The 17,769-nt window shown below is 53.4% G+C and carries 12 protein-coding genes, 2 tRNA genes and 3 rRNA genes; 16 read left to right on the top strand and 1 reads right to left on the bottom strand.

The genetic code is table 11. The features are described from left to right. The 16 genes from Q0W37_RS07300 to Q0W37_RS07225 all read left to right on the top strand — a co-directional run. Positions 1-183 (top strand): 16S ribosomal RNA (locus Q0W37_RS07300); the annotation flags it as partial. A gap of 95 nt (positions 184-278) precedes the next feature. Next, positions 279-352: transfer RNA gene (locus Q0W37_RS07295), tRNA-Ile, on the top strand. An 8-nt stretch (positions 353-360) separates the two neighbouring features. Continuing rightward, positions 361-433 (top strand) — tRNA-Ala (locus Q0W37_RS07290). A 176-nt stretch (positions 434-609) separates the two neighbouring features. Then, a 23S ribosomal RNA gene (locus Q0W37_RS07285) occupies positions 610-3,511 on the top strand. A gap of 111 nt (positions 3,512-3,622) precedes the next feature. Then, positions 3,623-3,737: ribosomal RNA gene (rrf, locus tag Q0W37_RS07280) — 5S ribosomal RNA — on the top strand. A gap of 152 nt (positions 3,738-3,889) precedes the next feature. Continuing rightward, on the top strand, positions 3,890-4,501 hold the full coding sequence (locus Q0W37_RS07275; RefSeq protein ID WP_297700195.1) for a hypothetical protein: 612 nt from the start codon (positions 3,890-3,892) through the stop codon (positions 4,499-4,501). Between the two features lie 64 nt (positions 4,502-4,565). Further along, a complete protein-coding gene (locus tag Q0W37_RS07270; RefSeq protein ID WP_297700193.1) occupies positions 4,566-5,663 on the top strand; it encodes a hypothetical protein in 1,098 nt (365 codons plus the stop codon). A 242-nt stretch (positions 5,664-5,905) separates the two neighbouring features. Next, complete coding sequence (locus Q0W37_RS07265) at positions 5,906-7,729, top strand: ABC transporter substrate-binding protein (protein WP_297700191.1); 1,824 nt, start codon at positions 5,906-5,908, stop codon at positions 7,727-7,729. A gap of 17 nt (positions 7,730-7,746) precedes the next feature. Next, positions 7,747-9,123: an ABC transporter permease gene (locus Q0W37_RS07260; protein ID WP_297700189.1), complete on the top strand. Its 1,377-nt coding sequence runs from the start codon at positions 7,747-7,749 to the stop codon at positions 9,121-9,123. A gap of 2 nt (positions 9,124-9,125) precedes the next feature. Beyond that, positions 9,126-9,971 (top strand): ABC transporter permease, encoded by an 846-nt coding sequence (locus tag Q0W37_RS07255; protein ID WP_297700187.1) that lies wholly within the window; start codon positions 9,126-9,128, stop codon positions 9,969-9,971. Between the two features lie 11 nt (positions 9,972-9,982). After that, positions 9,983-10,981 (top strand): ABC transporter ATP-binding protein, encoded by a 999-nt coding sequence (locus Q0W37_RS07250; protein ID WP_297700185.1) that lies wholly within the window; start codon positions 9,983-9,985, stop codon positions 10,979-10,981. Beyond that, positions 10,971-11,783 (top strand): dipeptide/oligopeptide/nickel ABC transporter ATP-binding protein, encoded by an 813-nt coding sequence (locus tag Q0W37_RS07245; RefSeq protein ID WP_297700183.1) that lies wholly within the window; start codon positions 10,971-10,973, stop codon positions 11,781-11,783. The genes Q0W37_RS07250 and Q0W37_RS07245 overlap by 11 nt, the downstream gene beginning before the upstream one ends. Before the next feature lie 145 nt (positions 11,784-11,928). After that, a complete protein-coding gene (locus Q0W37_RS07240) occupies positions 11,929-12,957 on the top strand; it encodes an N-acetylmuramoyl-L-alanine amidase (protein WP_297700181.1) in 1,029 nt (342 codons plus the stop codon). 50 nt (positions 12,958-13,007) lie between these two features. After that, positions 13,008-13,436 (top strand): hypothetical protein, encoded by a 429-nt coding sequence (locus Q0W37_RS07235; RefSeq protein WP_297700179.1) that lies wholly within the window; start codon positions 13,008-13,010, stop codon positions 13,434-13,436. A 75-nt stretch (positions 13,437-13,511) separates the two neighbouring features. Continuing rightward, positions 13,512-15,278 (top strand): glycoside hydrolase family 9 protein, encoded by a 1,767-nt coding sequence (locus tag Q0W37_RS07230; RefSeq protein WP_297700177.1) that lies wholly within the window; start codon positions 13,512-13,514, stop codon positions 15,276-15,278. A gap of 125 nt (positions 15,279-15,403) precedes the next feature. Continuing rightward, positions 15,404-17,104, top strand: coding sequence for a DUF4832 domain-containing protein (locus tag Q0W37_RS07225; RefSeq protein WP_297700175.1), 1,701 nt, complete (start codon positions 15,404-15,406; stop codon positions 17,102-17,104). Here the strand turns inward: Q0W37_RS07225 and rpe are convergent. Then, the gene (gene rpe / locus Q0W37_RS07220; RefSeq protein ID WP_297700173.1) at positions 17,094-17,744 is read right to left on the bottom strand and encodes a ribulose-phosphate 3-epimerase; all 651 of its coding nucleotides are present in this window, start codon (positions 17,742-17,744) and stop codon (positions 17,094-17,096) included. The two genes, Q0W37_RS07225 and rpe, sit on opposite strands and share 11 nt — an antisense overlap. Positions 17,745-17,769 lie beyond the last annotated feature (25 nt).

Raw genomic sequence — 17,769 nt, 5'->3', positions numbered from 1 at the left:
CACACCACGGTGAATACGTTCCCGGGCCTTGTACACACCGCCCGTCAAGCCATGGAAGGAGGGAGCGCTCAAAGTCGCGATGCCGACCCGCAAGGGGGGCCAGCGCCTAAAGCGAGACCTCTGACTGGGGCTAAGTCGTAACAAGGTAGCCGTACCGGAAGGTGCGGCTGGATTACCTCCTTTAAGGAGTAAACATCGAACGGAATGTTCGACCACCTGTTACTTACGTTCAAGACGAGACCGTCACATGAAGCACATCTCCGGTTCCTTTAGGGCCCGGGTCTGTAGCTCAGCTGGTTAGAGCACCGCTCTGATAAGGCGGGGGTCAATGGTTCAAGTCCATTCAGGCCCATACCTGTCGGGGTTATAGCTCAACTGGTAGAGCGCCAGCTTTGCAAGCTGGATGTTAGGAGTTCGAGTCTCCTTAGCTCCAGGAAGGCGCCCCCGGGCGCAGGAAAGTCCATTCGAGAGATGGATGGCAGATTGAAAACTTTGGCGACAACATACGAAAAAGCAACAAGCACAGAGTGACTTGAAGCACCAAGAATCAAATGGTGGATTCGAGCTGCTCATGCAGCAATAGATCGAGCTGAATCGCTGGAAAACAGGATTTAAGCGAAGGAATGCACGCGGGGGATGCCTTGGCATCAGCCGGCGACGAAGGACGGGCCAAGCCCCGAAAGTGCGGTACGAGGCGCAAAGGGCCTTTGACTACCGCGGATCCGAATGGGGAAACCCACGCATTTGCGTATCCTCTCGATGAATACATAGTCGAGCGGAGGCTAACCCGGGGAACTGAAACATCTCAGTACCCGGAGGAAAAGAAATCAACCGAGATTCCCTCAGTAGTGGTGAGCGAAAGGGGAGGAGCCCAGATGACCAGCGCACTTTGGACGGAGAGCGAAGCGGGATGGAAAGCCCCCCCACAGCAGGTGACAGGCCTGTAGCCATCTGGAATCTGATGTCCGTCGAAGAGTAGGGCGGGACACGTGAAATCCTGCCTGAAGACGGGGGGACCACCCTCCAAGGCTAAATACGAGCGGATGACCGATAGTGCACAGTACCGTGAGGGAAAGGTGAAAAGCACCCCGAGAGGGGAGTGAAAGAGCGCCTGAAACCGCGTGCATACATTCTGTCGGAGGGAGGATTCATCCTCCTGACGGCGTGCCTTTTGTTTAATGAGCCAGCGAGTTGCTCGCGTACGGCGAGGTTAAGCGCCTCAGGCGCGGAGCCGAAGCGAAAGCGAGTCTCAACTGGGCGACCAGTCGTACACGGCAGACACGAAGCCTTAGTGATCTACCCATGGCCAGGCTGAAGCGGAAGTAACATTCCGTGGAGGGCCGAACCGATATACATTGAAACGTGTCCGGATGAGCTGTGGGTAGGGGTGAAAGGCCAATCAAACTGGGCGATAGCTTGTTCTCTCCGAAACATATTTAGGTATGGCGTCATGAATAGCTTCACGGGGGTAGAGCACTGGAAGGACTAGGGGGCACACCCGCTTACCAAACCCTATCAAACTCCGAATACCGTGAACGTGATGCATGGCAGACAGCCCGCGGGTGATAAGATCAGCGGACGAAAGGGAAACAACCCGGACCATCGACTAAGCGTCCCCAAGTACGTGCTGAGTGGAAAAGGATGTGGGGTTGCACAGACAGCCAGGAGGTTAGCTTAGAAGCAGCTATCCTTTAAAGAAAGCGTAATAGCTCACTGGTCAAGCGACCCCGCGCCGAAAATGATCGGGACTAAGCACATCACCGAAGTCATGGACTCCAGCAATGGAGTGGTAGGAGAGCGTTCCGCAGGCCTGGGAAGGCGGGTGGCGATGCCCGCTGGAGGTACCGGAAACGAGAATGCTGGCATGAGTATGCGAAAATGCGGGTGAAAAACCCGCACACCGTAAGTCCAAGGGTTCCCGGGCAAGGATAATCCTCCCGGGGTCAGTCGGGATCTAAGACGAGGCCGAGAGGCGTAGCCGATGACAATCCGGTCAACATTCCGGAACCCCACAGTAAGCGTCACTACCGACGGGGCGACGCATGGGACAGCGCGTAGCGGCTGACGGATGCCGCGGATGGTATGCAAGGCTTCGGGGCGGCAAATCCCCCCGATACATGCCCCAGGTACCGGACCCTACGAAGGCTTCGGCCGGAGTGGGAGTCGCGTGGGCCCGTGCCAGGAAAACCCCCTAAGGGAGCGAATGTGGGCCCGTACCGTAAACCGACACAGGTGGACGAGGCGAATAGCCTAAGGTGCTCGAGACAACTCGGGAGAAGGAACTCGGCAAATTAACCCCGTAACTTCGGGATAAGGGGAGCCTCCGGTGGTGAGCGTGAACAGCGCGGAGCTTCTGGAGGTCGCAGGGAAACGGCAGAAGCGACTGTTTACCAAAAACACAGGGCCATGCTAACACGCAAGTGGACGTATATGGTCTGACACGTGCCCGGTGCCGGAAGGTTAACAGGAGGGGTCAGCGCAAGCGAAGCCCTGAATCGAAGCCCCGGTAAACGGCGGCCGTAACTATAACGGTCCTAAGGTAGCGAAATTCCTTGTCGGGTAAGTTCCGACCTGCACGAATCGTGTAACGACTTCTGCACTGTCTCCTCCCGGGACTCGGCGAAATTGCAGTGCCGGTGAAGATGCCGGCAACCCGCACCTGGACGGAAAGACCCCATGAACCTTCACTGTATTTTGACACTGGTTTTAGGACTGGCATGTGTAGGATAGGTGGGAGGCTTTGAAACGGCGACGCCAGTCGTCGCGGAGCCGCCCTTGAAATACCACCCTTGCGCGCTTTGAGATCTAACCTCGTCCCGTCATCCGGGACAGGGACCGTGTCTGATGGTCAGTTTGACTGGGGCGGTCGCCTCCTAAAAGGTAACGGAGGCATCCAACGGTTCCCTCAGCGCGGTCGGCAATCGCGCGAAGAGCATAAAGGCATAAGGGAGCTTGACTGCGAGGCGGACACGCCGGGCAGGTACGAAAGTAGGGCTTAGTGATCCCGCGGTACAGCGTGGAAAGGCCGTTGCTCAATGGATAAAAGGTACTCTGGGGATAACAGGCTGATCTCCCCCAAGCGTTCATAGCGACGGGGAGGTTTGGCACCTCGATGTCGGCTCGTCGCATCCTGGGGCTGGAGAAGGTCCCAAGGGTTTGGCTGTTCGCCAATTAAAGCGGCACGCGAGCTGGGTTCAGAACGTCGTGAGACAGTTCGGTCCCTATCCGGTGTGGGCGTTCGAGACTTGAGGGAAGCTGTCCTTAGTACGAGAGGACCGGGACGGACGTACCTCCGGTGTACCGGCTGTCACGCCAGTGGCATTGCCGGGTAGCCGTGTTCGGATCGGAGAAACGCTGAAGGCATCTAAGCGTGAAGCCGTTCCCAAGATCAGGTCTCGCGGGGGCAACCCCATGTAGGGCCGTCGTAGACTACGACGTCGATAGGCCGCAGGTGTGAGCGTGGCGACACGTTGAGCCGAGCGGTACTAATAGCCCGGTAGAGCTTTTTCCTTCTTTTCAACGATTTGGTTCGACAGTTGCGTGAGCAGCCCGGACCCGCCAGGCTTCAGGACCTGTGCAAGCCAAGACTTTTTCGGCAGACAGTTGTCGCCCTCGATATTGTTTCAGCGGTTACCGAGAGGGGGTCATACCCGTTCCCTTTCCGAACACGGAAGTCAAGCCCCTCATCGCCGATGGTACCTGGCCCACGGGCCCGGGAGAGTAGGTCGCCGCTGGATTCACGCCCCTTTCACTGTAAACAGTGGAAGGGGCTTTTTTTATATACCGCTCGCCCGAATCGTCATCCCCGCGAAGGCGGGGATCTCCCTTCCTTCATGCGTTCGGTACAGAACGCTTGCACGAATTTTATATTTTGTCAGTAATGTTCTGCTTGAAACATATTCTGCTGTTTATAGTGCTGCTTTGCGGGTGGTCGTTTGCGATTCCTGTTTCTTATGGAATGGCGACCTCGGATACGGTTCAAGTGATAAACATGGGCATTGAACATCCGCATTCAGCTATAGTTATCTCTCGTGGATGCCGGTCCGAGTGGATTAAGCAGGATTCCCTGATCGACAAGAATCTTCCGCAAGACTCACTTCTGTCATTGGTATACGGAAACGTTCCTAGCCCGGATAGTGCGGATATATATCGCGGCTGGAGCAATAGCTGCCAGGAATACTCATCAAGAAGATTCCGTGAAGGATGGCAACTTGTTGGTTTATCAGCGGTGTTTGCTGCTTTGGGAGTGACGCTGACATTCGTTGTCGATTATGACCATTTGGGAACGGCTATAGCGGGACGAATTTTTGGCATAGGAACACTAGTCACTCTTGTCCCTGTTACTTTTATGTGGGGTGTTTCTGATTTTTCTGGCTCGTCAGAGCAAAAGGAACAAGGTCAGCGCTACCTAGATAAGGCGGAGCGGTATAAACTTCGCGTGACTCCGGCGATAAACCTGCGGGAACCCGGCGGTGGCTTGTTTGTGCAGTTCGGTCTTTAGTTACAAGAAAAAATTATTAAATTTGTCTATAAAATAGGTTTCGCAATTTTGCGGGAGAATTAAAATGAAGAACGCTTTTAAAATGGCTGGTGCAAAGTTCTTGTTTGCGACATTGATTGCAGCGGGAATTTCTTATGCGCAGTACGATAATTCTGGATATGTAGATAACGCTTATAGCCAGGGTTACAATAACGGTCCTCAGCAGGGTTATCAGAACAACGGTTACAGTCAGGGCTACAATAATGGCCCGCAACAGGGGTATCAGGATAACGGCTATAATCAGGGCTATAATAACGGTCCTCAGCAGGGTTACCAGAACAACGGCTATAACCAGGGCTACAACAACGGTCCTCAGCAGGGTTACCAGAATAACGGTTATAACCAGGGCTACAACAACGGCCCGCAACAGGGTTACCAGAACAACGGCTACAACAATGGCCCGCAGCAGGGCTATCAGGGTAGTGTGTATAGTCAGGGGTATAACAATCCTCCGCCGCAGGGGACGTACAATCCTGTAGCTGCTAAGGATGTGAAGGTCCTGCAGACTCTGAACTTTGCTCTTCCGATCGAAAGCGAGGAATGGAAGATTGGACACGGTCGCGCGGACATGTCTTCGTACGGTTTTGAATTCCTGTGGAACCGCATAAAGGTTGCTCAGAACGGTTATTCGTCTACTTTCGGACTGGGTTTCGGTTACAATAACGTGAGTGTTGAAGACCAGTGGGATATTAGCGGTTTCGATTTCAATCTCAAGGCGGGCTGGGGCTTTGCTCCGGTGGCTGGAGATTTTATCTTGGCGATGCATATTATCTTGGGTTTCGACGTCAAGATTCTTGAAGAAGAAGGTCATTCAAGATTCGATGTTGAAGAAGAAGAGGACTATGACGTGTACAGTCGCAGCTATTCCTATAGCCGGTCCACGTATGCATACGAGGCGTCCGCAAATTACATCGACTTGCTGCTTGGCGGAAATGTTGTTCTTGCCTATCAGGTAACGAGTAATTTCGGTGTCACGGCGGGCGTCGATGTTACCACCAATATGGTTGGCTTGGGAGCATTCTCCATTGAATACGGCTACGACGACGATGATAGCTGGGTGATCAGCTACCAGTTCACGGGTATCAACATTACACCGCGTGCGGGTATCTTCTTTACGTTCTAGTCGATGTAAACAGGGCTTGCAATTTGTCCCCGGTTCCTTGAACCGGGGTTTTCTCATGCCTTGATTTAGTACAAATGTTTTCTAGAATTTACGTCTTCGTTTATTTTTATTTACGCTTGAGAAAGATTCACGTTTGTAAACACATTTTTCTGAAAAGCGTCGAACAATTTTTTTATTTAAATCTATATTACGAGAGAATTTTTTCACATTAAGCTTTTTATAGCTATAAAAAGAGGACACAAATGATTGGATTGAAATCGATTGCCAGGACGGCGCTTGCGCTCTCGGCATCCGGTGCGCTCCTGTCCGGATGTGGCGACGCATCTTCGGACTCGGCACAGGGTGGTGCGCTTCCCCGTCAACAGACGCTATACTTGTCGGGCCAGCAGAACGACGCCCCGGGTTCTTTCAACCCCTTGGCGGAAAGCTGGATGGCTTCCTGGCCGGTGGGCGGACGCTTCAACCTGATGTACGAACCGCTCATTACCTATAACTCCCTGAACGGTAAGATCGAACCCCTTCTGGGTACTTTGGTTGAGGAACTTTCCAACAACGACAGTATCGTTGTGGACTTGAACCCCGCAGCCAAGTGGAGCGACGGCAAGCCGGTGACTTCTACCGACGTGACCTTCATGTTCCTGCGTGGCTCCATCAACTCTACCGAACAGATTTCGGCAATCCATATCGACACCCTCAAGAAGGGCGACGGGGTTGCAACCGAACGTCTTTCGTTCATGGTCGCAAAGGACAAGCGTAACAACCCGCTTACGGTGCGCGACATGTTGCAGGCGACCCGTATCGCTCCGTCTCATGTGTTTGAACCGCTGATCAAGGAAAAGGGCCTCGACGAAACGAAGAAGCTCCCGATGGATCAGAACCCGGTGGTGTCCGGCCCGTACAATCTGCGCAGTGCCGACCCGAACAAGATTATTCTGGAACGCCGCGACGACTACTGGGGCAACGCCGCTCTCCACGACGGTCAGCTCCCCGCTCCGAAGTTCATTGTTCACCCGATTTACAAGAACAACGAACACAATACGATCGCTATGCGTGAAGGCAACCTCGATGCCTCCCAGAGCTTCATTCCGCGTATTGCCCGTAAGGCTAAGGCCGGCGTCCACACCTGGTGGAACGAACCGCCTTACTTCCGTCCGGGTGCAATGCCCATGCTCGTGATCAACACTCTTAAGGAACCCCTGAACGACAAGCGTTTCCGTCGCGCTCTGGCTACTGCCATCGACTACAACGCGCTCCGCCAGTTCGCCGTTTCCAACTATACTTCGACCTTGAAGGCTGGTCTTATCATGCCGACGGACCTCGAGGGCAAGTACATTGTCGACGAAGATCTCGACAAGTATGGCGTGAATCTCGGCATTAACGACGAGGCTGAACGTCTTGCCGCGGTCAAGCAGATTCTTTCCGAAGCGGGCTTCAAGTCCGTGTTCAACGACGACGGTACCCTAGACCACATGGAAAATGCCAAGGGCGAACGTCTCCCGACTCTCTACATCACTAGCCCGAACGGCTGGACCGACTGGGAAGCCATGGTGACGATCGCTGTCGAAGGGATGCGCAAGGCCGGTATCGATATCCGCGAAGGTTTCGTGGATGGCGGTTCCTACTGGCCGGCCATGGGCCTCGGTAACTTTGACCTCGTGATGCACAAGCCCGTTGCAGACGTGACTCCGTCGCTTCCGTGGAGCCGTTTCAACGAAATCATGGCTAGCCGCGACTGGCAGCCGCTTGGTGCCTGGGCCGGCGTGAACATCGGCCGTTACAACCAGCCGGGTTCCGAAGGTTTCCGCCCCGAAGTGGATCAGCTTTTGTCTGCAATTCCTCTGATGACGGACTCCGTGGAAATCGCGAAGGCCTACCGCGAACTCAACAAGATCTTCATGGAAGACCAGCCCTCTATTCCGCTGGTTTACCTGCCTGAACAGTTCTACGAATTTAGCGACCGCGTGTGGACGAACTGGCCCACCGCCGAAAATCCGTACGCTCCGGCTCAGCTTCCGTGGGTGGCTTCGGGCACCAAGATCCTCTGGAACTTAAAGCTTGCTAAATAAAGGTTAAAGGAATACAAATGCTTAAACAATATCCTATGCTACGCTATGTCCTGCAGAAGGGGTTCTGGTATCTCCTGACCTTCGTTTTTGCAGTGGCATTGAACTTCGCCTTGCCGCGTCTTGGCGACAACAACCCGGTCGACATTATTATGGGTCAGGCCGGTAAGGGCCTTTCTCCGACTGAAGCTCAGAAGAAGAAAGCCGAACTCCTGGTGTCCTTCGGTATGGCCGAACTTGATGACCAGGGCAACGTGATTTATGAACCGGAAGTCGACGAAAACGGCAAAATGGTGACCCATAAGGTCGTGAAGCTTGACGACGCCGGTAATCCGGTGTTGACGACCGTGAAGGAAGTCAACGAAGACGGTACTCCGAAGATGGTGGAACGCCAGAAGGTGGACGCCGACGGTAAGCCCGTGTTCGAAGAAAAGCCTGTGCTTGACAAGAAGGGCAATCCCGTGATGGTCGGCAAGGGCAAGAAGAAGACTGCTAAGGTCGAACGTGTGGCCGTTATGGAAAAGGTTCAGGCCGAACGCCAGGACACCGTGATGGTTGAAGAACCGGTGTTCAAGACCGACCCGAAGCTTTCTTCCGCTTTCTCCCAGTTCCTGCGCTACATCGGCAACGTGTTCAAGGGTGACCTCGGTCTTTCCTACCAGAACAACGAACCGGTGACGAACGTCATCAAGAAGTCTCTCCCGTGGACGCTCCTTATCCAGGCTCCGACGATTTTGCTCGGCTGGATTATCGGTAACCTGCTCGGTGCTTTCGCTGCCTACAAGCGCGGCATTTTCGACAAGGTGTTCTTCCCCTGTGCCATGTTCCTGAACGGTGTGCCTTACTTCGTGTTCGGTATGCTCCTGGTGGCTATGTTCTCTATCACTCTCGGTTGGTTCCCGGCCATGGGTGCTTATAGCTCCGACATTCCGGAACTCACCTTCTCCTGGACCTGCATCAAGAGCGTTGCTTGGTACTACATCCTCCCGTTCTTCAGCTGCTTCCCGATTCTTTTGTCGGGTCAGGCAACGGGTATGCGCTCCATGTCGATTTATGAACTCGGTACTGATTACATGAAGTACGCCAAGTGGCTCGGTCTCCGTGAAGGAAAGATCATCAGCTACGTGTTCCGTAACGCTATGCTTCCGCAGCTCACCGGTCTTGCCCAGTCCCTGGGCGCCATGGTGGGTGGCGCACTCATTACCGAAATGATCTTCTCTTATCCGGGTCTCGGTATGGCTATGCTCAACGCCATCCAGAAGAACGACTACGCAACGATTCAGGGTTGTACGCTCATGATTTCGACCTGCGTACTCGTCGCCAACTATGCCGTTGACGTGCTCATCGCCGTGTTCGATCCGCGCGTGAAGGCCGGTCTCCAAATGGGAGGTAAGTAATTATGATTAAGCTTTTAAGAAACCTTCTCAAGTCCCCGATGTTTGTGATCGGTATCTCGATCTTTGTGCTTACGCTCTTGATCGCGATTTTTGGACCTCTCTTCTACAGCGTCGATACTCACGCCCGTGATATTCTCGCTGGCCCGTATGCCGGTTCCAGTGGCGAACACCTGCTCGGTACCGACCACCTCGGCCGTGACTACGTGTCGCTCTTGATCGCTGGCCTCCGTAGCTCCCTGTACGTGGGCTTTGTGGCCGGTATCATCGCAACGACGATCGGTGTGCTTATCGGTCTGTTCGGCGGTTTCCGTGGCGGCTGGATCGACGAAGTGCTGAACATGTTCACGAACCTCTTCATCGTGATTCCGCAGTTCGTGATTCTCGTGCTTATCAGCTCTGCTGTGAAGGATGGCCGTTCTCTTACGCTGATTGGCCTTATCATTGGCCTTACCGCATGGAGCTGGTCTGCCCGTGCCGTGCGTGCCCAGGCGTCTTCGCTGCGTAGCCGCGACCATATCGCCCTTGCACGTATCAACGGTGCATCGACTCTCACGATTGTCTTGAAGCATGTGCTTCCGTACTTGCTTTCTTACGTGTTCATGGTGTTCATCATGCAGGTGGGTTCGGGCATTCTTTCCGAAGCTTCCATCTCCATGATCGGCCTTGGCCCTGTCGATACGACTAGCCTCGGTATCATCCTGAACCAGGCGAAGGACAACGGCGCTCTGGCCGACTCCATCTGGATTGCCTTTATTCCGGCGACCCTCGTGGTGACCCTTACGGTGTTTGCCCTTTACCTCATCAACACGTCTATGGAAGGCGTCTTCAACCCGCGTCTGCGCAAATAAGAGGTAACGAAATGTCTGAAAATGTATTTGAAGTAGAAAATCTCGGCCTCTATTACCTTGGCCGTTTCGGCGACAAGACTCATGCCGTGACGGACGTGTCCTTCTCCATGAAGCAGGGCGAAATCCTCGGTATTGCAGGTGAATCCGGTTGCGGTAAGTCTACCTTGGTGTCTGGCCTTATGGGTATGTGCATTCCGCCGCTTTTCCCTGAAAAGGGTGACGTGCGTGTGCGCGTGGGTGACAAGATGGAATCGCTGATGAACCGCAAGATTGAAGATGTGCGTGCAAACGTCCTCGCTCAGAAGGTGTCCATGATTCCGCAGGGTGCGTTCAATGCGCTGAACCCAGTGCGTAAGATCAAGGATATCGCAGCCGACGTGATTGCCGCTCACCAGGAACCCGGCAAGAAGCTTGACCACAAGGAAATCTACGACCGCCTTTGCGAACGTTTCGACCTGTTCGGAATGGACACCAAGCGCGTGCTGAACTCCTACCCGATTCAGCTGACCGCCGGCGAACGCCAGCGTTCCGTGATCGGTATTTCTACGCTTCTGAACCCGCAGATGGTGATTGCCGACGAACCGACTTCCGCTCTGGACGTTTCTACCCAGAAGGAAGTGATCAAGATGATTTTCGATCTTCTTGACAAGGGCATCTTCTCGACGATGATCTTCATTACCCACGAACTTCCGCTCCTGTACCACGTGGCCGACAACATCGCCATTATGTACGCCGGCGAAATCGTGGAATACGGTACGGCGGAGCAGGTGGTGAAGGATCCGCGTCACCCCTACACGCAGGCTCTGATGGGCGCTATGCTTTCTACCGAAGCTTCTCAGCGTACCCGTCATCCGGTGGCTATCGAAGGTGCTCCTCCGAGCCTCAAGAACAAGATCGTGGGTTGCCGCTTTGCACCCCGTTGCAAGAAGGCATGCCCCGACTGCAAGAAGAATACCCAGAACATCCGCATTGTAGGCGACCGTCAAGTGAGGTGCGATTATGCTGTCTGATAAACCCGTTGTTTTTTCCGCCAATCGCATCAGCAAGGACTTTGGTGCGGGCAAGAGCCTGAAAACCGCAGTGAAGGACGTGTCCTTCGATATCTACGATGAAGAATTCATCTCTATCGTGGGTGGCTCGGGTTGCGGCAAGTCCGTACTCGCAAAGATCATGCTCGGCCTCTACAAGCCGACTCGTGGCCAGTTCCTGTACCGCGACAAGCCTATCAAGAACCTGAAGGACCACTGGAACGAAGTGCAGTCCGTGTTCCAGGACCCGTTCGGCTGCTTCAACCAGTTCTTTACTATTCGTAGCCAGCTCGAAGACGCCCTGAACATCTTGAAGGACAAGCCCAGCAAGGAAGAAGTCCGCCGCCGCGTGGACGAAGGCCTGATGGCTGTGAACGTGACTCCTGCCGATATCGAAGGCAAGTATCCGTTCGAACTTTCCGGTGGCCAGATGCAGCGTATGCTCCTCGCCCGTATCTTCGCGCTCCGTCCGAAGGTGCTGATCGCTGACGAAGCTACCTCCATGGTGGACGCCTGCGTGCGTGCAAACATCCTCGATTACCTCCGCAAGTTGAAAGACGAGCTGAAGATGACCGTGGTGTTCGTGACCCACGATATCGGTCTTGCAAACTACGTTTCTGACCGTATCTTCATTATGCACGACGGTAAGATCGTGAACCAGGGTACTCCTGCTGAAGTGCTCGACAACACGAACGAACCGCACACGCTTCGCTTGCTTGACGATATCCCGGAAGTCCACAAGACCGAATGGATTAAGAATAGCCACAGAAGCAAAAAGGGCTAATAGCTTACAGCCTTTAAAATGAAAAGCCGCAGCGAGTCTGAACTGCGGTTTTTATTTTTTTTGTATGTAAAACTTTGTTATGAAGGTATTGAAAATAAGATAAAATATCTATATTGTATTTTATTCATAAGAAGGAGAACAAAGTATGAGACCGGAATCCATTAAGAAAAAAGAGGACGAGTTCTTTAAGGATCTGACGAATTCGGCAGGGGTCAAGTACAAACTTACAGCGACAACGGATATCGGTGGCGGTATCAAGATTTATTCCATTCGTCCTGATTTTAATACTTACTACTACAAGACGAAGACTGTAAAGAAGAGCATTTGTCTCCACTTTACGGTGGGCTACATCAAGTCCGATGTGGCGTCCCTTTCGACAAAGGACAACTGCGTTTCGGTTTCGTACGTGGTAGACCGTTCGGGCCGAATTTACGAGATGTTTCCCGATAGCGAATGGAGCTACCACCTGGGGAGTAGCGCCATCGGTGGAAACGGCGTCATGTCGAAACAGTCTATTGGAATCGAGATTTCGAATTACGGACCGTTAAAGCTTTCGGGCGAAAACCTGGTAGATGCCTACGGCAACATTTACTGCAAGGTGTCCGAAGAGGAATTCTATTCCAAGCAGAATTATAGGGGCTACGACTATTATGCCTCGATGACCGATAGCCAGGTTGCGGCGGTGTCGGCGCTGATCAAGTACCTTGGTCGGGTACACGATATCCCGATGAACTTCAAGAGCGATGACGCGCCGTTTGCAAGCAACGCTGAGGCGACATCGTTTAGGGGCGTTTTCTACCATACCAATGTGCGCAAGGACAAGTTCGATTGGCCGTTTACGCCGTCGCTCAAGGCGGTAATCGCGAAATGTTCCAACGAGCTTCCGCAAAAGGAAGAGGTCGCTGCAGATGTGACCGCGGCGAGTTCCGATGTGTCGAAGGTGGATGCCGTGGCGCCGGAACTGGATGTGGCGGAAGTTCCCAAGGTGGAAGAGAAAACGGTTGAGGAAAAAACTGTAATCGAGGAAAAGCCTGCGGAAACGGCCGTGCCCAAGGAGCCGGAGCGGAAAACCCAGGTGAAAAAGCCCGCGCCGTCTTCTTCGAAAAAGGCGACTTCGCTTTTGGACATTGTTCTTTCGCTCCTTGCGCAGCTGCTGGGGGGAAAGAAGAAGTAATGCACGGTACGATTTAGAGTTTCAACATCAACAAAAATTGGAAGGTGAATATGCCGGAAATACAAAACGCGGTGGCGGATAGTTCGACAAGTGACATTAATATCAAGATGTCCAAAGCCGAAATGTTCAAGAAGTACAAGGAACATAAGGATAGCATCCAGAAGGTGATTGCCAATCTGCAGAAGGATTCGCTGACTTTTTCGAAGGACCTCGAGGTGCTGAAAAAGGATAACGAGTCGCTTCGGGTGCAGGTGGCGAATTATCAGTCGACGATTAAGAAGCTTGAAGTGTCGAAGGATTCCCTGATTGCCGAAGTGCAGGACGCACAGGCAAAGGAGTCCCCGATTGTGGCGCTGACATCGCCGAGCGGCTGTGCGGTGCTGATTGTGCTGATTATTGCGCTTACGGCGATTGCCCTCAAGAAGGGATTCTCCATTTCGAAGGGAGACACGAAACTTTCCGTTGGCGACAAGGAATAGGGCTGTTTCCTGCTGAAAACGGAAAAAAGGGGCGGACGGGTTCCGCCCTCGTTTTTTTTAAAGTATATTCATGATATGAATATTCAAAAAAGTGTTTTTTCTAGAATTTGCGCGGTAGCCTCTGCCGCGGCTTCCCTGACGGCTGTGAGCGCCGTGGCAGGGCCTTTGGTGAACCAGCTGGGTTTTGCGCCCGATGCCGAAAAGATTGTCGTTTACCCCGGTAGTGATGCGAACGGACTCGAAGTCCGCGACTTGAACGGAAAGACCGTGCTGAAGCTCGATGCTCCGATGGTCTACGACTGGGACTACAGTGGCGAAGAGGTACAGACGTTCGATATTTCGGCCGTGAAGGCTCCGGGAACGTACCGCCTGTTCCGTGGGGGCGAATACGTGGGTACCCCGATTGTGGTTGGAAAGAATGTCTATGACGATCTGGTGAAGGCAAGCCTCAAGTGGTTCTACTATCAGCGTTCAAGCATGGCGCTTGCGCCGCAGTATGCAGGCAAGTGGGCGCGTGCGATGGGCCACAAGGACGATCACGTGATTGTCTACGGTTCCGACAAGGTGACGGGTGGCAAGGGTGCCGGTAAGACGATCAAGTCCGATCGCGGCTGGTACGATGCGGGTGACTACGGCAAGTATATCGTGAATTCCGGCATTACCGTGTTTACGCTGTTGCAGGCCTACGAGAATTTCCCGAAGTACCTGGATTCGCTTCGCTGGAACATTCCGCGCGAATTTGCGAAGTATCCCGAGATTCTTGAAGAAGTGCGCTATAACCTTGACTGGATGCTTACGATGCAGGACAAGGACGGCGGCGTTTACCATAAGGTGACGACGCTCAAGTTTGGCGGTAGCGTACTCCCTGAAAAGGATGATGCACCGCGTTACGCGATTCTCAAGAACGTGACGGCGACGCTTGACTTTGCGGCCGTGATGGCGCAGGCGAGTGTCGTGTACCGTAACGTGGACAAGGCTTATGCGGACAAGATGCTCAAGGCATCCGAGAAGGCGTATGGCTGGGCAAAGAAGAATCCGAAGGCGTTCTACAAGCAGCCTGCCGATGTGCAGACGGGCAATTACATGCACGATGGCGAAGACGGCAAGGATGAATTCCGCTGGGCCGCGGCTGAACTTTACCGTGCAAAGATTGCTGCGGGTGCAAAAGCCGAAAAGACGACTGCAACTTATCTGAAGGACCTGAAGGATAATCCGTTTACGCCCGATGGTGCCTGGTGGGGAAACGTGAACATGCTCGCCGCTTTCCGCGTGGCGCTGGATTCTGCTGATTTTGACAAGGATCTGGTGGCCTCCGCGAAGAAGGTGGTGCTCGACGAGGCGAACAACCTTAGGGCCGTGGGGGATACGAGTGCCTATCGCCTGCCCGCTTTCCCGTGGAGCTGGAACTGGGGCAGCAATAGTGCCATGGCGAATAACGGTATGGTGCTGGTGCATGCCTACCTGCTTACCGGTGACAAGAGCTACGTGGATGGAGCGCAGCAGTGCCTCGATTACTTGCTCGGCAAGAACCCGCAGGATATGACTTATGTGACGGGCTTTGGCTACCGTAGCCCGCGTAACCCGCACCACCGCCCGAGCGAATCGGATATGGTGGACGATCCGGTGCCTGGAATGCTCGTGGGTGGCCCGCACCTGGGAAAGCAGGACATTAACCTGGACGGGACGGAAAATTGGAAATGCCCGAACTATGCCGCCGCCGACAAGCCGGCCCTCGCCTATATCGACAACCGCTGCAGCTATGCGACCAACGAAGTGGCCATTAACTGGAATGCGCCTCTTGCGTACCTTGCCGCAGCGCTCGAAGCGATTTACAGTAAGTAGGTTACAGGTCTCAGGTAACAGGTATTTTCCCATTCCTGAAGTCTGAACCTGCCCCCTGGCTTCTAAATAAATATATATTACGGATATGGCTTAGGCTGTGTCCGTTTTTTTATGATGGGGGTTCCATGAAGAAATTTGTTGCTTGGGCGATAGCTGTTGCTCTTTTGCATGTACCGCTTTTTGCGGCGGGGCTTGTAAGGCAGAATGTCGATACGACCGACGCGATGACGACGCTCGGTAATTATGACCGTGGTTTCTATACGCCTCAGGTGTTGCACCTCAAGCCCTCGGGCAGTAAGCCGATTGAAAATCCGTCTAGTAAATTGCTGCACCTGCGGGCTGAAATTTCGGAATTCAGCAGTCATGCCTGGCTAGGAATCGACACGACCGGTGGCAAGAAGGATACCACCTGGGGTAAGAACCAGGACCTCACTGAAGACGCCCTGAATGTATTGCAGGCAACGTTTGACAATATCCGTGCGAACCATGGCTTTGCGATTGTGCGTATCTGTTACGACCCGTGGTACAATGGGCGCAGCAACGTGACACCCGAACACAAGTGGGTAATGCGCCATGTAGAACAGCTCGCTCCCGTGCTCTCGAAGAATACCGACGTAATCGTGGCGCTCGAGATGGGCATGCACGGCGCCTACGGCGAGATGCATTCCGACACGAACATCACTTACGACCGCGTAGCTGAGGCTGTGAACCTGATGCTGCGAAATACTCCGCCCGAGTTGAAAATCCTGACGCGTACGGGAAACTATTCCGCGAAGGTTTTGGGCTTCGACAATTGGGGTGTGGATTTTAATATCGACGGCGATAAATTCAAAGAAATCGCTGCGGCGAAGGGCGATACCATGTACCGCGTGGGAATGTTCAACGACGGGTATCTGGGAACGCAGTACGATTACGGCACCTGGGGCGCGGACTGCAATACTTCGATTTGTCGCGAAGAGGGTGTGGCATGGCTCGAAAAGTACGGCATCAATACGCCTTACGGCGGCGAGGCGCTTACGACGGCGAGCGGCTACCAGGTTATCAATACGCCGGAGTTCTTGGCGTACGAAGGATTCAGAACGCATACAAGTTATCTGAATGTCCAGTGGAATTACAACCTGATTAACAGCTGGAAGGCGACGCTTTTTAAGCAGAAGGATTTCGACTACGACCCGGCGCGGGTCGATTCGCTTACGGGCTTCAAGTACATCAACGACCACTTGGGTTACCGCTTTGTGTTGCGAGAATCGTGGCTGAGTGATACGGTGGGCGACGATAATATGCTGCGTGCGAAGCTCCGTATACAGAATGTGGGCTTCGGTAACTTGACGTGGAAGGCTCCGGTAAGGCTTGCTGTTTTGGAAGACCTGGAAGGTAGCGATTTGGACATGTGCCCCATGCCGACTTATTATGACTTGGATGATATCGATTCCCGTAACATTCATAGCCGAACCATTTCGATTGCGGGTGGCGATACCGTGATGACGTTCGACGGGAATAATGAAATCGAGATAAAGGCTAAGGTGAAGCAAGCGTCCAAGAAACGCTACCAGGTGTACCTGAAAATCGGTGGTATTGAGTTCGCTAACCGCGTACCTTCTGGTATAGGGTCCTGCGGCGAAGAACAGCCTGCCGTTTATTTGGGCAAGATCTATGTCGATGAAAGTGTGAAGACGACGGGCCTTACGGTTCGCGATCTTTCGGCGGGTTCATTTGGCGTGGATGCCCAAAAGAAAAACGCTCCCTTCGTTCAGAGGGAGCGACATAATGCGATTATTCGCGATGGCGACAAACGCTACCGTGTAAACGGTGTGACTAGCCGTTAACGAGCGTCACGAATTCGCGGCAGACGGCTTCGGGATCGCTCTTGCCAAAGATGGCCGAGCCGACGACGAACACGTTTGCGCCCGCTTTCTTGCAGGCGAGGATGTTGTCGAGTTTCACGCCACCGTCAATCTGAATATCGAGTTCCGGCTTCATCTGGCGAAGTTCACGAATCTTGTCAAGGCAATAAGGAATCAGGCTCTGGCCGCCAAATCCCGGGTTCACCGACATAATCAAGACCATGTCCACGATGTCGAGTACGTACTTGATGCTTTCGAGCGGGGTTGCCGGGTTGATGGCCACGGCGGGCTTTACGCCGAGTTCTGCAATCTGGTGCAGCAGGCGGTCGAGATGGTTCGTGGTTTCGGCGTGCACACTGATAATGGAGGCTCCAGCCTTTGCAAATTCGCCCACGTAATTTTCAGGATGTTCAATCATCAGGTGGCAATCGAGCGGAAGCTTGGTGCCTTTCTTGACGCAGGCCGAAATGCCCGGGCCAAAACTGATGTTTGGGACAAAGTGTCCGTCCATGATGTCGAGGTGAACGAGGCCTGCGCCTCCGTTTTCGATGGCCTTGAGGCCGTTACCGAGTTCGAGAAAGTTTGCGTTTAGAACGCTTGGGGCGATGATTTGCTTGAGCATAGTGCAAATATAGAAAAACTAGACG

It is taken from the genome of uncultured Fibrobacter sp., assembly GCF_947166265.1.
In the GTDB taxonomy this organism is placed as follows: Bacteria; Fibrobacterota; Fibrobacteria; order Fibrobacterales; family Fibrobacteraceae; genus Fibrobacter.
Note: the sequence above shows the minus strand (reverse complement) of the source record. Positions and strands in the feature narration are given on the sequence as shown.

Bases quoted from the DNA above. Each gene is read 5' to 3' on its own strand.
- Q0W37_RS07260 (WP_297700189.1), top strand. From the start codon at position 7,747: ATGCTTAAACAATATCCTATGCTACGCTATGTCCTGCAGAAGGGGTTC.
- Q0W37_RS07245 (WP_297700183.1), top strand. From the start codon at position 10,971: ATGCTGTCTGATAAACCCGTTGTTTTTTCCGCCAATCGCATCAGCAAG.
- rpe (WP_297700173.1), bottom strand. From the start codon at position 17,744: ATGCTCAAGCAAATCATCGCCCCAAGCGTTCTAAACGCAAACTTTCTC.
- Q0W37_RS07240 (WP_297700181.1), top strand. From the start codon at position 11,929: ATGAGACCGGAATCCATTAAGAAAAAAGAGGACGAGTTCTTTAAGGAT.
- Q0W37_RS07265 (WP_297700191.1), top strand. From the start codon at position 5,906: ATGATTGGATTGAAATCGATTGCCAGGACGGCGCTTGCGCTCTCGGCA.
- Q0W37_RS07250 (WP_297700185.1), top strand. From the start codon at position 9,983: ATGTCTGAAAATGTATTTGAAGTAGAAAATCTCGGCCTCTATTACCTT.
- Q0W37_RS07235 (WP_297700179.1), top strand. From the start codon at position 13,008: ATGCCGGAAATACAAAACGCGGTGGCGGATAGTTCGACAAGTGACATT.
- Q0W37_RS07230 (WP_297700177.1), top strand. From the start codon at position 13,512: ATGAATATTCAAAAAAGTGTTTTTTCTAGAATTTGCGCGGTAGCCTCT.
- Q0W37_RS07225 (WP_297700175.1), top strand. From the start codon at position 15,404: ATGAAGAAATTTGTTGCTTGGGCGATAGCTGTTGCTCTTTTGCATGTA.
- Q0W37_RS07255 (WP_297700187.1), top strand. From the start codon at position 9,126: ATGATTAAGCTTTTAAGAAACCTTCTCAAGTCCCCGATGTTTGTGATC.
- Q0W37_RS07270 (WP_297700193.1), top strand. From the start codon at position 4,566: ATGAAGAACGCTTTTAAAATGGCTGGTGCAAAGTTCTTGTTTGCGACA.